The 19,802-nt window shown below is 53.2% G+C and carries 14 protein-coding genes; 4 read left to right on the top strand and 10 right to left on the bottom strand.

Annotated features, from left to right (window positions below; genetic code table 11):
* Positions 1 to 6: 6 nt before the first annotated feature.
* A complete protein-coding gene (locus tag ACH50O_RS03240; protein ID WP_446810612.1) occupies positions 7 to 4,224 on the top strand; it encodes an EAL domain-containing protein in 4,218 nt (1,405 codons plus the stop codon).
* Between the two features lie 204 nt (positions 4,225 to 4,428).
* On the opposite strand, the gene ACH50O_RS03235 is transcribed toward ACH50O_RS03240, so the two are convergent.
* From ACH50O_RS03235 to ACH50O_RS03215, 5 genes are all read right to left on the bottom strand, one after another.
* The gene (locus ACH50O_RS03235; protein ID WP_446810611.1) at positions 4,429 to 4,950 is read right to left on the bottom strand and encodes a DUF1097 domain-containing protein; all 522 of its coding nucleotides are present in this window, start codon (positions 4,948 to 4,950) and stop codon (positions 4,429 to 4,431) included.
* A 599-nt stretch (positions 4,951 to 5,549) separates the two neighbouring features.
* Complete coding sequence (locus ACH50O_RS03230; RefSeq protein ID WP_446810610.1) at positions 5,550 to 6,125, bottom strand: hypothetical protein; 576 nt, start codon at positions 6,123 to 6,125, stop codon at positions 5,550 to 5,552.
* Positions 6,126 to 6,393: 268 nt separating this feature from the next.
* Positions 6,394 to 7,197, bottom strand: coding sequence for an ABC transporter permease (locus ACH50O_RS03225; RefSeq protein ID WP_446810609.1), 804 nt, complete (start codon positions 7,195 to 7,197; stop codon positions 6,394 to 6,396).
* Complete coding sequence (locus tag ACH50O_RS03220) at positions 7,194 to 7,931, bottom strand: ABC transporter ATP-binding protein (RefSeq protein ID WP_446810608.1); 738 nt, start codon at positions 7,929 to 7,931, stop codon at positions 7,194 to 7,196. Before ACH50O_RS03220 ends, ACH50O_RS03225 begins: the two co-directional genes overlap by 4 nt.
* Positions 7,928 to 8,890, bottom strand: a complete 963-nt coding sequence (locus tag ACH50O_RS03215; RefSeq protein ID WP_446810607.1) for a PQQ-dependent catabolism-associated beta-propeller protein — start codon at positions 8,888 to 8,890, stop codon at positions 7,928 to 7,930. The genes ACH50O_RS03220 and ACH50O_RS03215 overlap by 4 nt, the downstream gene beginning before the upstream one ends.
* A 569-nt stretch (positions 8,891 to 9,459) precedes the next feature.
* Here ACH50O_RS03215 and ACH50O_RS03210 point away from each other — a divergent pair.
* Positions 9,460 to 9,675: a hypothetical protein gene (locus tag ACH50O_RS03210; protein ID WP_446810606.1), complete on the top strand. Its 216-nt coding sequence runs from the start codon at positions 9,460 to 9,462 to the stop codon at positions 9,673 to 9,675.
* Positions 9,676 to 9,826: 151 nt separating this feature from the next.
* Here the strand turns inward: ACH50O_RS03210 and ACH50O_RS03205 are convergent, their stop codons facing one another.
* Positions 9,827 to 11,488, bottom strand: coding sequence for an ATP-binding protein (locus tag ACH50O_RS03205; RefSeq protein WP_446810605.1), 1,662 nt, complete (start codon positions 11,486 to 11,488; stop codon positions 9,827 to 9,829).
* A gap of 250 nt (positions 11,489 to 11,738) precedes the next feature.
* On the opposite strand from ACH50O_RS03205, the gene ald reads away from it, so the two are divergent.
* Entirely contained in the window at positions 11,739 to 12,854 is a 1,116-nt protein-coding gene (gene ald / locus ACH50O_RS03200; RefSeq protein WP_446810604.1) for an alanine dehydrogenase, read from the top strand.
* Positions 12,855 to 12,920: 66 nt separating this feature from the next.
* Here the strand turns inward: ald and ACH50O_RS03195 are convergent, their stop codons facing one another.
* A complete protein-coding gene (locus ACH50O_RS03195) occupies positions 12,921 to 13,883 on the bottom strand; it encodes a transcriptional regulator GcvA (RefSeq protein WP_446810603.1) in 963 nt (320 codons plus the stop codon).
* Between the two features lie 191 nt (positions 13,884 to 14,074).
* Here ACH50O_RS03195 and ACH50O_RS03190 point away from each other — a divergent pair, with 191 nt between their 5' ends.
* Positions 14,075 to 14,344 carry a hypothetical protein gene (locus ACH50O_RS03190; RefSeq protein ID WP_446810602.1) on the top strand — a complete coding sequence of 90 codons (270 nt, stop codon included), beginning with the start codon at positions 14,075 to 14,077 and terminating at the stop codon, positions 14,342 to 14,344.
* Between the two features lie 155 nt (positions 14,345 to 14,499).
* Here ACH50O_RS03190 and ACH50O_RS03185 read toward each other — a convergent pair whose 3' ends face one another.
* The 3 genes from ACH50O_RS03185 to ACH50O_RS03175 all read right to left on the bottom strand — a co-directional run bounded on the left by ACH50O_RS03185 (position 14,500) and on the right by ACH50O_RS03175 (position 19,792).
* On the bottom strand, positions 14,500 to 14,889 hold the full coding sequence (locus tag ACH50O_RS03185; RefSeq protein ID WP_446810601.1) for an aspartyl protease family protein: 390 nt from the start codon (positions 14,887 to 14,889) through the stop codon (positions 14,500 to 14,502).
* 294 nt (positions 14,890 to 15,183) lie between these two features.
* Positions 15,184 to 16,191, bottom strand: a complete 1,008-nt coding sequence (locus ACH50O_RS03180) for a cytochrome-c peroxidase (RefSeq protein WP_446810600.1) — start codon at positions 16,189 to 16,191, stop codon at positions 15,184 to 15,186.
* Positions 16,192 to 16,282: 91 nt separating this feature from the next.
* Positions 16,283 to 19,792, bottom strand: coding sequence for a response regulator (locus ACH50O_RS03175; RefSeq protein ID WP_446810599.1), 3,510 nt, complete (start codon positions 19,790 to 19,792; stop codon positions 16,283 to 16,285).
* Between the last annotated feature and the right edge of the window lie 10 nt (positions 19,793 to 19,802).

Genomic DNA, 19,802 nt, shown 5'->3' with positions numbered 1-19,802 from the left:
ATCGCCATGCTTGAATCTAACAATCGCAAACCCTGTATCCTGATCGTAGACGACGTCAACGAGAACCTGCATGCGCTACTAAGCATTCTGCGCACGGACTACGCCATTTTGGCGGCGACCAACGGCGAAAAAGCGCTGGAGCTGGCGGCACGCGCGCCCGGCCCGGATCTGGTATTGCTGGACATCAAAATGCCTGGCATGGACGGTTACGAAGTGCTGCGCCGGCTCAAAGCCGACCCCGGCACCGCCGATATCCCGGTGATTTTCGTCACGGCCTTGTCGGAATCCGCCGACGAAGCCGTCGGCCTGAAGCACGGTGCCGCCGATTACATCACCAAACCGATCAATCCGGATCTGCTGAAACAGCGCATACTGACCCAACTCGAATTGCGCCAATATCGGCGCAAACCGCTGGTTTCGCTGAACGAGCAGATGCTAATCCGCGCCGAACGCCCGGCGCTGCTGTTGGTGGACGATGTACCGGAGAATATCCATGAACTGGCGGAGGCCCTAAAAGAGGAATACCGAATACGCGTCGCCAGCAACGGCGCAAAGGCACTGGAAATCGTGCTGAGCACCAACCCGCCGGACCTGGTGTTGCTCGACATTCTGATGCCGGACATGGACGGTTACGAAGTATGCCGGCGGATCAAGGCCACCGCAATAGGCACCCGGATTCCCGTGCTATTCGTCAGCGTGATAGATAGTGCGTTGGACAAGGTGCGCGGCTTCTCTATCGGTGCCGCCGATTACATCACCAAACCCTTCGATATCGACGAAGTGCGCGCGCGCATCCGGACGCATCTGGAATTGAGCCGGCTATATCAACACTTCGAGCAGCTGGTGGAAATGCGTAGCGCCGAGCTGAGCCATTTGGCGGCCATCGTCAACCGTTCTCCGGTGATTGCAATCAGTTGGCGCAATGTCGACGATTGGCCGGTCAGCTACGTCAGCGGCAATATCTCGTCCTGGGGCTACCGCCCCGAACAGTTGCGCGGCGGGCAGTACAAGTACATCGATTTGATCCAGCCCGAGGACCGGGTGCGGGTAGCTGCGGAAATCGCCGAACATATTGCCCATGGCCCGGACGACTATTATCAGGAATACCGGTTTTTGCATGGCGCCGGCCATTGGATTTGGATAGGGGAATTCACCCGGCTAATCCGTAACGAAAACAACGCCGTGGTATCGATCGAAGGCTTACTCAACGACATCAGCGCCCGCGTGGAAGCGGAGCAAGCCTTACGCGAAAGCGAGCGTCAGTTGCGGGCTATGGGCGACAATCTGCCGGATGGCTATGTGTACCGCTACGAACTGAAAGCCGATGGCCGGGCAAGATTTCAATACGTCAGTGCGGGCTTGGAAAAACTTCATGGCTTGCAACCGGCACAGTTAATGGCGGACATGAGCTTGTTTATCGCGCAACTGGCCCCGGAATCGGTAGCGAGCAGCATCGAGGCGGAAGCAGCCAGCCTGCGCGAGTTAAGCGTTTACCGTAATACCCTGTTGTTTAACCTGCCCGACGGCGCACAACGCTGGATTGCGTTCCACTCCAGCCCGCATCGGCAGGCGGACGACACCGTGTCCTGGGACGGTGTCGCTATCGACGTCACCCAGCGTATCGAAAACGAACAAAAACTGATTTTACAAGCCCGCCGCGCCCAAGCCTTGCTGGAACTGCCCAAAGCCTCTGAAGACTTAAGCGAAGCGGCATTTATACAACGCGGCATTGCCTTGGCCGAGGAATTGACTGCCAGCCAAATCGCCTTGATGCATTTTGTTTGTCACGACCAACAAATTATCGAACTGGCGGCCTGGGCGGACGACACCAAGGTAAATAACGTTCGTGCTAATCCGGAGCATCGCTATCCAGCCGCACAGGCCGGTATCTGGGTTGAAGCGTTGAGATCGGGCAAGTCAGTGATATTCAACGACTGCGCCAAGCACTCCGAGAATTGCATATTGCCCGGCTGCACCTATCGGCCCACGCGTCTGCTCTCGGTACCGGTTATCGAAAACGGAAAAGTGGCGATGCTGATTGCCGTGGCCGACAAACCCAACACTTACACCGAACTGGACGTGGAAACCGTCGAACTGATTGCCAACGCCATCTGGCGGATTGTGCAACGCCAACGCATCGAGAAAAAAGCCGCGCGTTTCAGCCGAGTGTTGGAACGCTCCACCAATGAAATTTATATTTTCGATAGCGAGAGTTTGCGCTTCGTCGATGTCAATCTCGGCGGCCGCGACAACCTAGGCTATTCGCTGGCGGAGCTGGAACAAATGTCGCCACTAGATATCAGCCCGGAAATTACGCCGGAGGCGTTCGAGCATCTGCTCGCTCCATTACGGGCCGGCACCAAGCATCGCTGCGACTTTAGCACCCACCATCGGCGCCGGGACGGCACTGTTTATCCGGTGGAGGCAAAGCTGGAAATCACCGAAGATCAGCCGCCGCTGTTTGTTGCCATCGTCAACGATTTGACCGAAACCCTGCAAATGCAGGAGCGCATTACCGAATTGTCGCATTACGATTCGGTCACGGGGCTGCCTAACCAATTTTATTTCGAAGACCTGTTGTCCCTGGCAATTTCGGCAGCGGCACGCGAACACCACGAAATTGCCGTGGTGCGCCTGGACCTGGACAACTTTCATAACATCGACGATACCTACGGCTTCGATATAGGCGATCAGACGCTAAAGGTAATGGCCAGCCGCTTGGTGAAAGCCGCCGGCTCGGAAGGCATCGTTACCCGGATGGCGAAAGACAATTTTATCATTGCCTACCCGCTGGTGAAGCGTATTGCCGAAGCCAAGGCGCTGGCGGAAGATTTACAAGCCGCCGTGTCCGAGCCGGTTCTATTGGGCGATTACGAAATTCATCTGGAATCCAAACTCGGCATCAGTTTCTATCCGTCAGACGCCAAATTGGCAAACCAGCTGGTGCAGCGCGCCGGCATTGCGCTGAATCACGCCAAAGCCGACAAGATTTCGAATCTGCGGTTCTTCGAGCCGGAGATGAACGATTTGTTGCTGAGCAAGATAGCACTGACCAACGATATGCGGCACGGCATAGAGCGCGACGAGTTCGAGCTTTACTTCCAACCCCAGGTGGACCTGTCCACTCGGAAAATCATAGGCCTGGAAGCCTTGGTGCGTTGGAATCATCCGCAGCAGGGCTTTCTGCCGCCGGGCCGATTTATCGCCCTGGCGGAAGAATCCGGTTTGATTTTGCCCCTGGGCGACTGGATTTTACGCCGGGCCATTTATCAGATGGCGGACTGGATGGCCGCCGGCCTAGCCCGGCAAACCATTACGGTGGCGGTAAATGCCTCCGCCCTGCAAATGCAATCCGGTAATCTGGTACAGACGATAGCCAAGCTGCTGCATGAAACCGGGCTGCCGCCGCACTGCCTGGAGTTGGAGCTGACGGAAAGCCTGCTGATGAGTAACGTCGCCGAAACCCAGGCGCTGTTGCAACAGCTCAAGGCCATCGGCATCCAGCTATCGATAGACGATTTCGGCACTGGTTATTCTTCGCTGGCTTATCTTAAGCAGTTTGCGGTAGACAAACTCAAGATAGACAAGAGCTTCATCGACCATTTCACCACCGACGCCAACGACGCCGTGATTGTGCAAGCCACCATCGCAATGGCGCGCAGCATGGGCCTTTCGGTTATTGCCGAAGGCGTGGAGACCCTAGCGCAAGCCCTTTATTTGCGTACCCTGAACTGTAATCAGATCCAGGGCTATTATTTCAGCAAGCCGTTGCCGGCCGCAGACATTTTGCAGTTATTGGAATCGGACGCCATGTTGAATATGCCGGTTGCAGAGCACAAGCAAAGCCTGCTGCTGGTGTACGACGATCCGCATGTACTGGCATCATTGAAAACAGCGTTACAACAGCCGGAAGCTTATGAAATTTTAACGGCTAACGGCTGCGAAGAAGCCCTGGATTTGTTAGCCCGGCGACCGGTAACTGTGATTCTTTGCGATCAGAGTCTGCCCACCATCAGCGGAACCGAATTTTTGTCGCGCGTGAAACTTATGCACCCGCGCCCGGTGCGCATGATACTTACCGGCGACGCCGACCTTAGCGACATTACCGAAGCCGCGGACAAAGGCGAGATTTATAAATATCACATCAAACCCTGGGACGACGCTACTTTACGTAGCGACATCCGCGAAGCATTCGGCCGTTATGAAATGTGGAATAGCGCTTAACTCACTAGCGGCGCAAAAACCGATTCGGAACAACTGCGGTTGCGGTAGCGTTGGGTGGCCCACTTGATTTACACCTAAAATTTGCAACTTGGCGGCAAGTCACAAGGACAAGCCGGCTTACGCCCTGCTCATCTTGCGATTTAGAAGTTTTTTTTCATTGAAACGGCTAACCCGACCTGCTCGCGGCCGGGCTAACGGAAATACTTATTCCTTAGTCCATTTCGCCGCTAATTGCGCCGAGAGCTGACCAAAATAAGTACCCACCACAATCGAGATGGAAATCACTAATAGGGGATTGCTTAAAGATACGCCCAATAGCACGTCTGGTGTTAACTTATCCGGAGTTTGCAATAAATAAGCGAAGGTGGACGAATAGCCCAGCACGCTGGCCGGTATCGTCGCCAGCTGCGGAATATTGGCCGCCAGGCATAACACCACTACCGCGAAGGTCACGGTAATCGCCGCCATAAGCGGGAAACCCAGTGCGGTATCGGCGGGAATTTCGGTCAAAATAATCGCGGTAACCCAAGCCATGAATACCCCGAAAATGCCGCAGACAATGGTATTTTTCAAGGCTTCCTTGGTAGCGCCGAGGAAAAAATAGGCCGCCCAGGCAATAGTTGCGGCCCAGATAAAAAATATGCCGCTGGCCGGTCCCACCGCCAAAAAGGTGGCGACGCCCGCCAAAACGCCGATGCTTAAAGAAAGTGCTGTAAGTTTGTCCATTATTATCCCTCTGAAATAGCGCCTCGTTGATAGTGGTCCACTCGATTGTGCATTGAGGCTGCCCTGCAAAACCGAAATCCTTTTGCGGTCACGCAATCCCGCCTTGACCTCTCGGAATGGTAGCAGAGAATAGACTCCAGAGAAACATCAGGAGTACGGATTAACCCCGTGTCATCTAGTCGGAGAATCGGCGATACCATCCCCTGAGCATGGGGAGGTAATCGGATCATTGGACTAAGAGCGCCCCCTTGCAGATGCGTCGCCTGCTTGCGCCTACCGACTTGTAAATGGCCGCCGACGATGCCGGTTGGAATTTGATTGAGCAATGTTTTGACTAGTCCGCCCAAGCCGTGTGTCCGTAAATCGACTGCAAGCTCGAAAATCGGCACCATCAAACTTTCAAAAAACCAGTCTGCTCTTGCTGTTTAGTGTCGAGACAGTATTAACTGCAGCCCAGAGACGTTCCGAAAAAAACGGATGCGGACATTTTAGCTGCCTAAAACGAATTGCTCCTTTGCCGTAAATCGGAACGGATGCGGCGGCGATAGCGCTTAATGCGGCCGACTATAAATAACCCTTCTCCGCTAAAACCAATCCATTCAGCGGATACAGATACAAATTCCTGTATAGAGATAGTCGACGCCGCCATAGGTTTTGACCTCGAATTTATCGATATAATCGAACAGGTTATTGTCGATTTCATCGGTACCGCCATCCGGATTCATGACCCAATAATCTTGGCCGTCTTTTCGAGCCAATATAAAATGAGTGGCACCGCTACCATCCATAATAATGCTAATCAGCATGGCTCTTATACCGCCGTCTAGATCGCTCCGAGCCAACGAACGGGGTGTCCGCCACACCCATTCCTTCCATAGTTCCCCTGTATATTCCAGCCAGGCCGGTCCCAACTGCAAAGGCGCGTGGGCCATCAGTGCCGCCGTACGCCATGGCGCTTCCATCAGCCAAGCCTGGACGCCTCTTGCCTGAGCCGTTTTGACAACCTTGGCCGGGGAGGAGACTTCGTTTGGCGCCCTCTGCGTCGAATTGTAAATAAGTTGCTCAGTATTGTTATCCACTGCCCCGGTAAGGCGGCCCAACTCATGCAACGCACACATTAAGGAGGCGGCTCCGCAGGATTTGGGGCCTAGTTGGTTATGTTGAGTTCTAGCCATGATCACTTCCTCCGGTTCTATCGTTAAGATACTTCTTACACCTGCATACTGCTAACTGCCCTAACAAGTGCGGCAAAGACGATTAAGCGTCGAAACCGACAAACGTTCTAAATCCACCAAGAAAATACTTTCGAAGCCGCATACTAAAGTATAGTGAACTTCGTTTCTCCATCAAGCCAAGGCGATTCAATTCAATCCAAATATCCATGCGCGTGCTTTCTTATTTCACTTTTAGTCAGAAATTGCGGTGCGCACGGAAAAATCCAACTTATTCGCCCCCCTTCCTAACCATCATCCCCTTACTCGGGTTATAGCCCATGATCGCCGCGCCCATAAACAGCAAAAACGCCGCGCCGGTAAAGAGCAATGCCTGTTGATTAAACTGCTCGTACAAGGCAAAACGGATCAACTCCACCGCTTGCGAGAACGGGTTGTATTGCGCTAGCGTTGACAACAACTCGCTGGACTCATTGATCTTCCATAAGGGATACAAGGCGGTGGACATGAAGAATAGCGGGAAGATCACGAAGTTCATCACTCCGGCAAAGTTCTCCAATTGCTTGATGAACGAGGACAGTAATAGGCCTAAAGCCCCCAGCATCATACCCGCCAACACCAGCACCGGCAAAATCCAGACATAGCCCATCAACGGTGCCTGAATATCGTACAACCAGGCAATACCCAAGAAAGCGTAGGATTGCAGCACACCCACTGCGGTGCCGGCGATCAGCTTGCTGCACAATAAAAACCAGCGCGGCAGCGGGCAAACCATCAACATGCGCATGCTGCCCATCTCCCGGTCGTAGACCATGGACAGTGAGCTTTGCATACCGTTAAACAGCAGGATCATGCCGAGTAAACCAGGGGTGATATAAACCTCGTAAAGAATATAGGTCTCGTAAGGCGGCGCAATCGCTATACCCAATGCGGCGCGGAAGCCGGCGGCGAAAACGAACAGCCAAACCAAGGGCCGTACCAAGGCCGAGACAAAGCGTTCGCGCTGGTGTAGAAAACGCAGCAGTTCGCGGCCGACGATGCCGGCCGTCGCCCGCCAGTAATGTAACAGCCTCATGCTTGCGATCCTTGAGTCAATTTTTGAAATACTTGGCCGGGATCCGCCCAACCGGTGGTCTGCAAGATTTCGGACAACTTACCGCTGGCTTTGACCTGCCCTTTGTGCAGCACAATCAAACTGTCGTCGGCGGCAATTTCGTCGATCAAATGCGTGGCCCATAGCACGGCTAGATTTTGCTGACTTACCAAGTCATGCACATGGCTGACGATGGCCTGCCGGCTGGGCATGTCCAAACCAACGGTCGGCTCGTCCAGCAACAGCAAACTGGGTTTATGTAGCAAGGCTCTGGCGATTTCCACCCGGCGTTTGTGGCCGCCGTTCAGTTGCCTGACCTTTTCGCCGCGCCGTTCGAACATATTCAAACGCTCCAATTCCTCTTGTATGCGCTTATCGGCCGCTTTACGACTAATACCGTGCAGCGCGGCGTGATAGCGCAGGTTTTGCGTCACCGATAAATCCGGGTCCAGCGTGGTCTGTTGAAACACCACGCCTAACCGGGCCAAGGCTTGCAGGTTTTGTTTCTTGATATCGAAGCCGCACAGTTCTATGCGCCCTTCCCTGGCATCGTAAAGCCGGGTGATTAGCGAAAACAGCGTGCTTTTGCCGGCGCCGTTGGGACCGAGCAAGATTGTGCATTCGCCGGACTGCACATTAAAACTCACCTCATCCAGTGCCTTTTTCGCGCCGTAGGCAAAGTTCAGATTTTCAACCGCTAACGCAATTTCGGTCATGGTTTAACCGCCACGCCCCACGGATAACGGCCCACGGCGACCGACTTGATGACCTTATGATTTTCCAGATCGATGATAGACACATCGTTGCTGACGCCGTTGGTAGTGTAAAGCCGCTTTTGGTCCGGCGAAAAAGCCAGATTCCAAACCCGTTGTCCGACTAGGAAAAATTTTTCCACCTTGTAGGTCTGGGCGTTGATCACGGCAACCCTGCTGGCTGGCCCCATCGCCACATAGCCGTAACGGCGTTCTTTGTCGATCGCTATTCCCACCGGCTGAATTTGATCGCTGCTGATGCCTTGTACGTCCAGCTTGATGTTCTGCACGATCTGTTTGGACGCCGCATCGATGATGGTCAGCGTGCCGGCCATCTCCGAAGTCGTCCACAATTGCCGGCTGTCGTCGGTAAACATCACTGCGCGCGGACGCGGATCGACCAGCGTGTTATCAGCGATCTGCCGGGTATTGGTATCGATCCAATGCAGCATATTGGTGGTTTCCGAAGAGCTTATCGCCCATTTGTTGTCCGGACTAACGGTGATGCCTTCCGGTTCGACGCCGACTTTGATCTTGCCGACGGCTTTTTTCGCCGCGATATCGATTACCGTGACTTCCGCGTCATCTTCGTTAGACACGTACATAAATTTGTCGTCCGGGCTTAACGCGAATGTTTCCGGATCCTCGCCTGACGGTAGCTTGCCGATTTCCTTCAGCGTTTCGGAGTCGATCATGCGGATGGTGTTATCGTCGCTGGTAGCAACAAACAGGGTCTTGCCATCCCGACTGATCGCGATGCCGCGCGGCCGCTGGCCGACCGGTACTGTTTTTACCAACTTGCCTTCTATGGGATCGAGTACGGCAATAGCGTTATCTTTTTCCAGCGTAACGAATACGGTTTCGGCCTGCGCGATAGTCGCAAATAAGGCGGCGGCCATTCCGGCCATTTTTATCGGGTGCATAATGTTTTTCCTTGTATGCATACGTCAATTGAAACTGGTCATTAACTCAACGCCTGTCACAACGGGCATTGCAACGAACCGGCTATAGGCAAGGGGCGCGTCAGGCGGCAATCAGCCTAGCCCTCAATGCCGTTTAGTTAAGGAAGATAGGCCTTCTTCCGCCGTACCCTATACAGAGCTTAACTTAACGACATTGGCCTAGCCCCTGCGGCTCGCAAGTTTAACCCGAAGCAGGCCGGGATTACATCCCTTTGCGGTACGACCTCCATTAAGTAAAGTCGAAATTAAAGACTTGAGCGCCTTACCCTGCTATATAAAACCGAGTCTCTCCGAACAAAATCTTTCCCACATTACTTACTGCTCCACTTTTTGCAGTTTTACGTTTACGATTGCACCTTAGAACAATACCCGAACAAGCGATATCAAAGAGATGATAAGGCCCGAGTCAACAGCTTGTTAAAGCTATCACAAAAATAGCAAAATAAAGTTGCCAAAGGACGGCATGTAGCATCTGCAAAAAAACATTGAACAGAGCGTTGGCATTTAATTTGGACTACTAAGGACATATCATGAAAATTTACCTTATTACGGACGAACAGCTCGAAAACATCGAGAAAAAGCACGACTCACTGGCCAAGACCCAATCGATGTGCGATCTGATGCTCGATATCGCGGTGCAATCCGACGACACGCAAATCTTCGATGCTGCGCTTGAACTCGCCACCGGCGAATTAGATCGACTGGAATTGTTTTTCGATAGCAGTGATTTAAGTTTGACCGTATAAGAACTAGCCCTACGGCGGTTTCGGTTAATCCGACACTCGAAATTCGGAAAACGCGATAGCCATACGTCGTGTTTAATACGGTCAAAATTCGATAACGCGCATTCTGACAGCAGAGCCAAGCATTGGGCCAATCTGGCCATCACGCGGTAAATCAATGCCGATTCTGCGTCCGCCAATTCTCGACTATGCCCTCCACATCCAGGTCATCCGGGCCCTCGCGCCAACTGGTGTAATAGTCGACGTCGTTACTCTTCGGTTCCGGATTGGGCCGGTAAATTTGTACTCGCGTCGGTAGCGGCGCGGCCTCGCCAAGCACAAGCGCTTCACCTCGACCGAGAGAGCTGAGAATATCGGCCAAGTCACCTTCGGCCTCCGGTACCAAACCGCGAATGTATTGCTGGTCATCCGGGTTGGTGGTGCGCAGGCAAATAAACGAGCTGCATTGCGCCAGCATGGTTTCCGACAATTCGGTGGGCCGCTGACTGACCACGCCTATCGACACCCCGTATTTACGCCCTTCCTTCGCGATCCGCTCCATCATTTTCTTGGTGCCGTCGAATTGCCCGCCTTTTTCGCGCGGAATGTAGGCATGCGCTTCTTCGCAGATCAACGTAATTGGAAACTCCCTGCGGCGCGGATTCCAGTAGTTGAATTCATACGCCAAGCGGCCGACTTGCGCCGAAACCGCCGGACGCACATCGGTAGGTACGGAGCTGAGATCGACCACGGTGATGTTGGCTTTTTTTTGCCCCAAACCCACGAATTGTCTGAGCAAATCCGCCATGCTGGCCGAGTTGTTGCGTTTTTTAGGCTTCAATAAAAAATCGTAACGCACGTCATTGAAGCGGCTCTGCATCGTCACCAAAAATTCGTCAAACTGGCCGAACAAAGCGCCTTTGGTTTTACCGAAATCCTTGCGTTCCTCGTTGGCGGCTTTGAATTGCATATACATTTCCGCTAGCGAAAAATAAATCGGCGTGTCTATCGATACCACGCCCAGGCCGATGGCTTTGGCTTCCTTGCGCTTCAGTTGTTGCAGCACTTCGCGCATGAAGGACATTTGCATCGATGCACCTCTGTCGTCTCTATCGATGAACAAATCCACCAGCTCGGCATAAGACATCATCCAATACGGCATTTCCAGGTCCATCGCATCCACATAATTGACTTGTTCCTCTGGAAACGCCGATTCGATACTGCCATCCGGGCGCTTCCAGCAATACTCGCCGTGCAGATCCAGCATGATCATATGGGTTTTCGGCATCGCCCGCATCGTGTGCTGGATCAAACTGGTCACGGTCCAGGACTTACCGGAGCCGGACTGGCCGATAATCGCAAAATGCCGGCCGAACAAAGCGCGCGGGTCCAGACTCAGATGATAATCCTTATGGCTGGCCAGCTGTCCGATAAAAAATTCGTAATCGCGGAATTTGGAAAAAATCGCGTTGATCTCGCTGAGCCCGACCGCATATACCGCCGCGCCCGGCGTCGGATAGTGGCGCACACCGCGAATGAACACATTGTTCTCATTCAATTCGCCGACAGGAATCAAGGCGATGAAGCGGTCGGTGGCGCGATTGCCGGCGCCGTCAAAGCGGTCGCGTTCCCACATCTTGAATACCAAGGCCAGCACGCCGATATGCGACTGGCGAATCACCACATATGAACCAATATGGCCGGCCAATATTTCTTCATCGCCGAGTTTGATGATGGGTGCCGCCGTCGAATGTTCTTCGGTGATACGGGCGTCCATACCGTCGCCTCTGACTTCGGTTAAATGGCCGATCAGGATATTTTGCGTTTGCTGCGTCATGATGTTCTCTCTGGTAAAGCGCTGGGCTAAGCTTAGACGATTTTCTAAGTCCGGCCCGACCGCCGGCTGGCGTAGACAAGCAGCGGTTTTGCGCCAAATTGGCACTAAAATCACAACAAATTGTGCAAGAGAAGCCGGGCGTATTACCCTAAGCCATTGAACAGCAGGCATTTTTGATCGACTGAACACGACGGTCTAATTATTGCTATCATCAAACAGGCTTACTCAAAATATTGCACAAGAGGTGAATATGAAAATCGGCATACCCAAGGAAATTAAACCCAACGAAAATCGGGTGTCGCTGGTGCCGTCGGGCGCGGCCGCGTTGGTAAGCGGCGGACACAGCGTAACCATCGAACGCGGAGCAGGGATAGGCGCCGGCTTCGATGACGAGCAATATCTGGCAGCCGGCGCTCAGTTGGTCGATGGTCCGGAAGCGGTCTGGGCCGCAGCCGATATGATCGTCAAGGTGAAAGAACCTATCGAACCGGAATGGTCGCGCATCCGCCCGGGCCAAACGCTATTTACCTATTTTCATTTCGCAGCGAATCGGCCGCTAACCGAGGCGCACTTAGCCTCCGGCGCCACCTGTATCGCTTACGAAACGGTGCAACTGCCCTCGGGCGAACTGCCCTTGTTGACGCCTATGTCCGAAGTAGCCGGCCGGCTCGCGGTGCAAGAAGGCGCGCACTACCTGGAAAAACTCTACGGTGGCCGCGGCATGTTACTCGGCGGCGTGCCTGGCGTGTTGCCGGCCAAGGTGTTGATTTTGGGCGGAGGGGTAGTCGGCACGCAAGCTGCAAAAATGGCGGCCGGTTTGGGTGCGCAAGTCACGGTCATGGATTTATCGCTGGAGCGTCTGCGCCAACTTAGCGATATTCTGCCCGCCAATGTGCAACTGCTGTTTTCCAGCCGTCATGCTATTCTCGAGCAAATCCTCACTGCAGACTTGGTTATCGGCGGCGTACTCGTGACCGGCGCAGCCGCGCCTAAGCTGATCCGCGCCGAAGATTTAAAAGTGATGCAAGCCGGCGCGGTAATCGTCGATGTGGCGGTGGACCAAGGCGGTTGCGTGGAAACCACGCATCCCACCACTCACGCCGAGCCTATTTACATCGTGGACAATGTAGTTCATTACGCGGTAGCCAATATGCCCGGCGGCGTGCCGCGCACGTCCACGCTGGCGCTCACCAACGCCACCCTGCCCTACGTACTGCAACTGGCCAATAAAGGCTGGCAGCCGGCCTTGCGCGACAATGCGGCCCTATTAAAAGGCCTGAATATCGTCGCCGGCAATGTCACTTGCCAAGGTATTGCCGACGCCTTCGGATTTAATTGCCTGCCGCCGGAGCAATTCCTGGGTTGATCCACCAAATACCACAAAAGATTTCGACCAAGGGGCCGCGCGATTAAGCTATTTAAAATATTTAGTCTAATCAAATCCCGGCATGCTGTTGATCTCTTCGAACAGCCATTGCCGAAACGCTATGAAACTTGGGCTTTGCGCTGTCTCTTGGGTGTAAATCAAATAGTAGGTGAAATCCATCGTCAAACTTTTTTGAAACGGCATCACGAGTCGTCCAGCCGTTATATCCGAAGCCGCCAGCATGGTATGCGTGATGGCGACGCCCAGCCCATTGACTGCCGCCTCCAGCGCCATATAAGCGTGATTGAAGTGCATGCCGCGCACCGGATCGACCAGCTCGTTTAAACCCATCGCATCCAGCCAGATTTCCCAATACGAGCGCTGCTGGATCTGATAAATAGGATCCACATGCAAAAGCGTATGCCGGGCTAAATCGGCAGGTTTTCGTAACGGCTGTTTCCCGGCCAACAAGGTCGGGCTACATAAGGGCACGACCTGACCAGGAAACAGTTTTTCCACCTCGAAACCGGGAAAGTCTCCGGAACCAAAACGCACCGCGACATCGATGTTGCCGTGTTCGACATCCACCAATTCCCTGTCCTGCAATACGGTCATGGTTTTTGAACCCACCAATTTGGTACTCGCCGTAATTCTGACTTCAATATCCGGGTGCTTGGCGACGAACTGGTAAAGACGCGGCATCAACCACTTATTCGCAAAAGACGGCGTCACGTTTACGCTGAAAATGGGCGCTGCATCGAAAGACCGCATGTCTTCAACCGCGGCAATCAGTTGGTTGAAACCCGCTTGCAGTTTATCCAGCGAGGCTTGACCAACCGGCGTTAATGCCAGCGCGCGATTACCACGGTGAAACAGCCGCACACTGAGATGATCTTCCAGGGCCTTGATTTGGTGGCTAATGGCAGCCGGCGTCACATAAAGCTCGTCCGCAGCCTTTTTGAAACTCAAATGTCTGGCGGCGGCTTCGAAAGCTCTGAGAGCATTTAAAGGCGGTAAGCGACTACTCATAGGCACACATTGTTATTCGAAGAACAAACAATACACTAAATAATTTTTGATTGGTTTATTTTTTATAAACAATCAGGTGACTTTTTATCATTTGTCAGTTGGCGCTACGCTCCATATAGTGCAATCGTCGTCAACGAAACGGCGACATTGCAAAGCTAACCTTTAATGTATTTAAAACCTTGGACAAAATCATGAACATCAAAAATTTAATACTACTGACCTTGACCATGTCGGCCGGAAGCGGAATTGCCGGTGCGGCAACCTTGGATACGGTGCGGAAAAGTAATGGCGGATTACCGGCCAGCAGACTGCAATTTCAGGTATTAGCGGCTAGCCCCGTAAAAACTGCCGAATTCGCCCGCTTCGAGGCAATGCCTGTCCGCATAAAAAAAGCAGCCGTCGATCAAGGCCGTGCCATCAGTCCGAACCAGGCCGAGGTATTAGGGAAGAAAATGAAATAGATGAGGCGCCATCGATGATGCCCTCAAAGATTGCGCGCTTTACGGCAATACGCTGACTTTGATTAGCGTATTGCCGTCATCTTGCTTATTCGCATTGCAGTTGCTCAGTTGCAAGGACGGTGGCGACATGGAGAACAGCACCGAAGAGACTTTGCTTAAGGCGCTGAGCCCCAAAACCTCCGGCTCTCGCCCGGAAAGACAGCCACATCAACATTTTTAAGCACGCAACCATGGCCAACATCGATGGATTGAATCGTGTACAAGGAAACGTTTTTCACGGTACCGTCCGCCGTCACGCCCCTAATCTGATTCGCGTACTTGGCTTGGCCGTTGGCTTTTAGGATAGCCAGGGATTTTTCGTTGATAATGGTATGAGAGGAACCGGTATCGACCAAAAAATCCGTCTGCTCCAGACCTTTAATATGGATAGGAATATAAAACGTGCCCGCTTCGCTGACCCGCATCGCAATAGGTTGGTCCGTGCCGCTTCCCAGGCAATTTTCAAAGGACATTGCCCAAACAACCAACATGATAATTCGCTTCATCGCCTGCTCCGCCTCTCGTGCTTAGTCCGCAGCGTCGGCCAAACACACTGCGTGAGTCATTTTTATTGCTTGGAATCCTAACATTAATGCAGGGGGCGAACAAACGAAAGCCGCTTGCCACTAGGCAAAGCGTTTCGACTAATGGATAGACGCCGAATAAGTCCGGATAAACTCCGGTACGCACCCAGCCCCGTCTTGTGAATAGTATGAATATGGTCGCGATTATTAGCGCCCATGAAAACCGGACATAAAAAAGGGGCCTTGCGGCCCCTTTTGTCTGCCAAACCCGTAAGCTTAGTTAAATGTCGAACCCGGTGTGCCAGGCAATTGTGGCAGAGTTTGCTCGGGGAACTCGCCGGTCAAGGCATTCAAAAACGCCACGATGTCGGCAACTTCCGCGTCAGACAATTCCTTATTCAATTGCAATTTAGCCATCAGCCAAACCGCTTTATCCAAGGTTTTTACCGAACCGTTGTGCATGTAAGGCGCGGTTAGAGCCACGTTACGTAAAGTCGGGACTTTCCATAAGTGTTCGTCGCTTGCCTTCTTGGTGACTTCAGCCAAGCCTTTATCTTTTTGGAAGTGGTATTGCGCTTCGAAAAAGCCGCTGGAGTTAATCGGGAATTTTTGGAATACGCCTGGGCCATTGAATGCAGGGCCGCTATGGCAGCTGGTGCAACCCAGTTCTACTGCTTTTTTAAGGCCGCGCTCTTGCTGATCCGTCAACGCGTCTTTATCGCCTTTCACGTATTTGTCGTAAGCGCTATTCGGTGTGATCAGCGTTCTTTCGTATGCGGCAATGGCTTTGGTTGCATTGTCCTTGGTAATGGCTTCGGCATCGCTACCGAAGGCTAATTCGAAGGCACGGCGATAACCTTTAATGGTTTTCAAGCGCGCAACCACGTCATCCCAGCTTTTCATGCCCATTTCGATAGGATTGGTGACCGGACCAGCCGCTTGTGCTTCCAGGCTTTCGGCGCGGCCGTCCCAGAATTGAACTTTATTAAATGCAGCGTTCCATACTGTCGGCGCGCTACGGCCGCCGGTTTGCCCATTCACGCCCATGGAATTTGGTCTGTTATCTTCTCCACCCAGCATGGTGTTGTGGCAAGACGCGCAAGCAACGGTGCCGGTAGAAGACAAACGCGGATCGTGATAAAGCATTTGCCCCAATGCAACCTTTTCGGCAGTGGTGGGGTTATCGGCCGGCGCTGGCGCAGTGGTTGGCAAAGCGTCTGCTGCCATTACGGACATCGAACCAGTCAGCGCGATCGCAGAAACCAGCATACGAAATTTAAACATGAGATCCTCCTAAGTAATTATTGTCAGCCAAGGGCTGCGGAATTGTAAGATATTGGCGCTCGGCAGGTAAATTAAATTGCAGCCCGCCAAACTATAGCGGAAATTTTTGCCGCAATTCGAGCAATTGCTGCAATGCCTCGTCGATCGCAAACCGATCGACTTTGTTAGCGATTTCCGCAAGCAGCGGTTGATGCTCGTTTGTCGCCATCAGTTGGCGCAAGCGTTCCAACAGGGTTTCGGCGGCGCCCAAATCGTTTTCCAACAAGCGGGACAGCTCGGCCAAATCGGCGGCGATATCGGCCTTTAAGGCCGGGGTGGAGCCAAAGCCCGCAGTCCCGGCATTTACCAGCGGTACGCTTTGCAAGGTCTGAATTTCCGTTACCACGCGTTGCAATAAAACCTCCATCCGTTGCAGATGTTCGGCTGGCGGCACCTGATTGTGTTTCAAAACGATATCGATGCCGGCGGCGGCTTCGAATAATTCGAGCGCCCCCAAATTGCCGCTAACACCCTTCAATGCGTGGCAACGCTCTTCGGCTAGCCGCAATTCTCCGGCATTAATCAAGCCGCGAATTTCCGTAACGGCATCCGGATAATGTTCCCGGAATCGGCATAGCTGCTTGCGATACGCATCCGGATTGCCACCGATCCGGCGGATGCCTTGTACAATATCCAAGGAAGTCAATGCTTGCAAATCTTCTGGATAACCCCCGGCTGTCATTACGGGCGCCAATTGCTCGTCACCACCCTGGTAGCCGGCCAGCGGCACCCAGGTCGCCAGTGCCTTCAATAATCGATCGGGATCTATTGGCTTGGTGACGTGATCGTTCATCCCGGCCTCCAGACTTTTTTCGACATCGCGCACCATGGCATGCGCAGTCATCGCGATGATGGGTATGGTTGCGTAGCGTTGACTACCCGTCGATTGTGCCAAATCGCGAATTTGACGGGTTGCTTCCAAGCCATCGAGCACCGGCATCTGGATATCCATCAGCACTGCATCGTAGTTGTGATCTTGCACTTTGACCAGCGCCTCTGCGCCGTTGACCGCTTCCTCCACTTCAATACCGTGGCTGCGCAGCAATTCCGAAGCAAATTCCCGATTGATTTCATTGTCCTCGACCAACAGCAGCTTAATCCCTTGCAAATGCTGAGTATCCGAGGTTTTAGCGGCGCCGGCTTGCTTGAACTTATCCACCATGCCCACAATACGCCCACGCCCCAAGGCCGATTGAATTGCATCCAGCAAAGACGACGGCGATACCGGCTTGATCAGGAACCCGTCTATTCCCGCCCGTCCGGCCAAACGCATCACGTCCTCGCTGCCATATGCGGTGACCATGATGACCTTGGGCTGCATCGGCAGCGTGGCATCGGCGCGAATTTGCCGAATCGCTTCGTCACCGTTCATCACGGGCATTTTCCAATCCATCAATACCACATCAAACGGGTGGTGGACGGCACTCTCCTTCAACGCCACCAATGCCGCCGCCGCACTGGCCACGCAGGTTACTTGCAGCTGAAACGGCCGCAGCATATCGCCGATGATTTCGCGAGATACTTCGTTATCATCGACCACCAATACCCGCACATCCGCCAACATGGCGCCTATGCTTTGTTCCAAAGCCTGCTGATGCAGCAAGGTGTTACAGGCATTACCCAGACGCACGGTGAAACAGAATGTGGTGCCCTGCCCCAGATGGGATTCTTCGATCCAGATTCGGCCCTGCATCATTTCCACCAGGGTTTTACAAATCGCCAAACCCAGACCGGTACCGCCGAATCGCCGACTGGTACCTTGATCGGCCTGGGTAAACTCCCGAAACAGTTTTTGCTGATCGGCCTCGGACATGCCGATACCCGTATCGCGAATCGAAACCTGTAAATCAATATTGCTATCGGTCTTGGCCAAACACCGAAACGCCAGCTCCAATTCGCCGGTATCGGTAAATTTCAGCGCATTACCGCATAGATTGGTCAACACCTGGCCGAATCGCAAAGGATCGCCCAACAGTACAGGCGGAATTTGCGTATCGTGCCTAATCAAAAATTCGATACCTTTTAAACCGGCTTGGTAGCCGATCACGTCAGCCAACTGCTCCACAACTGCATCGAAGCGAAACTCGGTTTCTTCGAGCGATAATTTGCCCGCCTCGATTTTGGAAAAATCCAGAATGTCGTTGATGATGCCCAATAAAGCCCGCGCCGAGCTATGCGCTTTCGACAAATAGTTTCGCTGCGAAGCGGTCAATTCGGTCTGCAGGGCCAAGTGCAACATACCCAACACGCCATTCATCGGCGTACGGATCTCGTGCGACATGTTTGCCAGGAATTGACTTTTGGTCTGGGTCGCCGATTGCGCGGCATCCCGGGCTTCCTTCAATGCGGCTTCCGCTTGCTTGCGTAGCGTCACATCCTCGTAGGTGCTGACAAAACCGCCATCGGCAATCGGTCCGCCGCTGATTTCGATAACTTTGTCATCGAGCCGGCTCTGCGTAAAATGGTGCGGTTGAAATGTTCTGACCTGTTCCAGCAGCCGTTTTAGCTGATCATCCGAATTCTTAAAACGTAACTGCGGGTCATCCAGATCGAACCGCAGGAAATCGCCGTGGTCCCGCCCCACTTCCAGCATCGTTTCCGGATAGCCGCGCACCTCGCTGAGTTTTTTATTCCAAACCAACAGCTTTAACTGGCTATCGAATGCGATCAGACCCTGAGACATACTGTCCAGCACCGTTGCCAGGATCACGCTGTTGTGTTCCAACTTGGCATTGCTTTCCGCCAATTCGGCGGTTCTGGCCGCTACCCGTTCTTCCAAACCTTCATTGATCGCGGCCAACTGTTGTTCGTTGTCGGCCAACTGCCGATTGACAGCCAACAATTCCCGGTTGCGGGTCTCTATGGTGGCAATCATGGTATTGAAGGCCTTGATCAGCGCCCCCAGTTCGTCGTTGCTTTCTTGCATGGCACGCAAGGTATAGTTCTTTTCCTTGTTAATGGTCTCGACGGTTTTTTTCAATCTTACCAGCGGCCCCGAGACCACCCGTTGCAAGCGGGACGCCAGCAGCAAAGCGATTAAACACGACACCGACATGATGATCGCCCCCCAGATCAGCGAGCTTTTCCAGAGGGCATTTAAATCCGCCAGGCTAGCCCGTATCAACACGCTGCCCAACACCCGGCCATCCATTGCAATATCTTCTATCACGGAGCCCCGCCAGTCGTCGAACCAGGGTTTTCCGGTATCCAGCTGCGCCGGCCGCACCGGCGGACAGACGTCGCCATGTTGATAACTGGCAAAGAGTATGTCGCCGCCATCGTAGATACAGGCCGCCTCGATAGTATTCTTCACACTCAATGCCGTCAAAGTGGCCGTTGCCACGCTGGCATCGTTGAACGACAGCGCCGCGGTACTGCGACTGGCGACAATACGCGCCAAGGAACTTAAATCCCGTCCCAGTTCGTCCTTAACCCTAACGTGTTGCTGCGCGATAAATCCGGCGCCGGCCAACAGCAGCGCGACCAAGCTGGTGGCAAGCATAATCAGCACCAGCTTGGTTTTAATATTCAGATCGCGTTTGAACTCAGCCTGATTTGTCATGAGCTTCTAG

It is taken from the genome of Methylomonas sp. 2BW1-5-20 (assembly GCF_052474515.1).
This window is presented reverse-complemented; position numbering and strand designations above follow the sequence as displayed.

What these genes read in the sequence shown, in the direction of transcription:
- ald (WP_446810604.1), top strand. Translation starts at nt 11,739, where the DNA reads ATGAAAATCGGCATACCCAAGGAAATTAAACCCAACGAAAATCGGGTG.
- ACH50O_RS03220 (WP_446810608.1), bottom strand. Translation starts at nt 7,931, where the DNA reads ATGACCGAAATTGCGTTAGCGGTTGAAAATCTGAACTTTGCCTACGGC.
- ACH50O_RS03225 (WP_446810609.1), bottom strand. Translation starts at nt 7,197, where the DNA reads ATGAGGCTGTTACATTACTGGCGGGCGACGGCCGGCATCGTCGGCCGC.
- ACH50O_RS03195 (WP_446810603.1), bottom strand. Translation starts at nt 13,883, where the DNA reads ATGAGTAGTCGCTTACCGCCTTTAAATGCTCTCAGAGCTTTCGAAGCC.
- ACH50O_RS03210 (WP_446810606.1), top strand. Translation starts at nt 9,460, where the DNA reads ATGAAAATTTACCTTATTACGGACGAACAGCTCGAAAACATCGAGAAA.
- ACH50O_RS03180 (WP_446810600.1), bottom strand. Translation starts at nt 16,191, where the DNA reads ATGTTTAAATTTCGTATGCTGGTTTCTGCGATCGCGCTGACTGGTTCG.
- ACH50O_RS03175 (WP_446810599.1), bottom strand. Translation starts at nt 19,792, where the DNA reads ATGACAAATCAGGCTGAGTTCAAACGCGATCTGAATATTAAAACCAAG.
- ACH50O_RS03185 (WP_446810601.1), bottom strand. Translation starts at nt 14,889, where the DNA reads ATGAAGCGAATTATCATGTTGGTTGTTTGGGCAATGTCCTTTGAAAAT.
- ACH50O_RS03205 (WP_446810605.1), bottom strand. Translation starts at nt 11,488, where the DNA reads ATGACGCAGCAAACGCAAAATATCCTGATCGGCCATTTAACCGAAGTC.
- ACH50O_RS03240 (WP_446810612.1), top strand. Translation starts at nt 7, where the DNA reads ATGCTTGAATCTAACAATCGCAAACCCTGTATCCTGATCGTAGACGAC.
- ACH50O_RS03235 (WP_446810611.1), bottom strand. Translation starts at nt 4,950, where the DNA reads ATGGACAAACTTACAGCACTTTCTTTAAGCATCGGCGTTTTGGCGGGC.
- ACH50O_RS03230 (WP_446810610.1), bottom strand. Translation starts at nt 6,125, where the DNA reads ATGGCTAGAACTCAACATAACCAACTAGGCCCCAAATCCTGCGGAGCC.
- ACH50O_RS03215 (WP_446810607.1), bottom strand. Translation starts at nt 8,890, where the DNA reads ATGCACCCGATAAAAATGGCCGGAATGGCCGCCGCCTTATTTGCGACT.
- ACH50O_RS03190 (WP_446810602.1), top strand. Translation starts at nt 14,075, where the DNA reads ATGAACATCAAAAATTTAATACTACTGACCTTGACCATGTCGGCCGGA.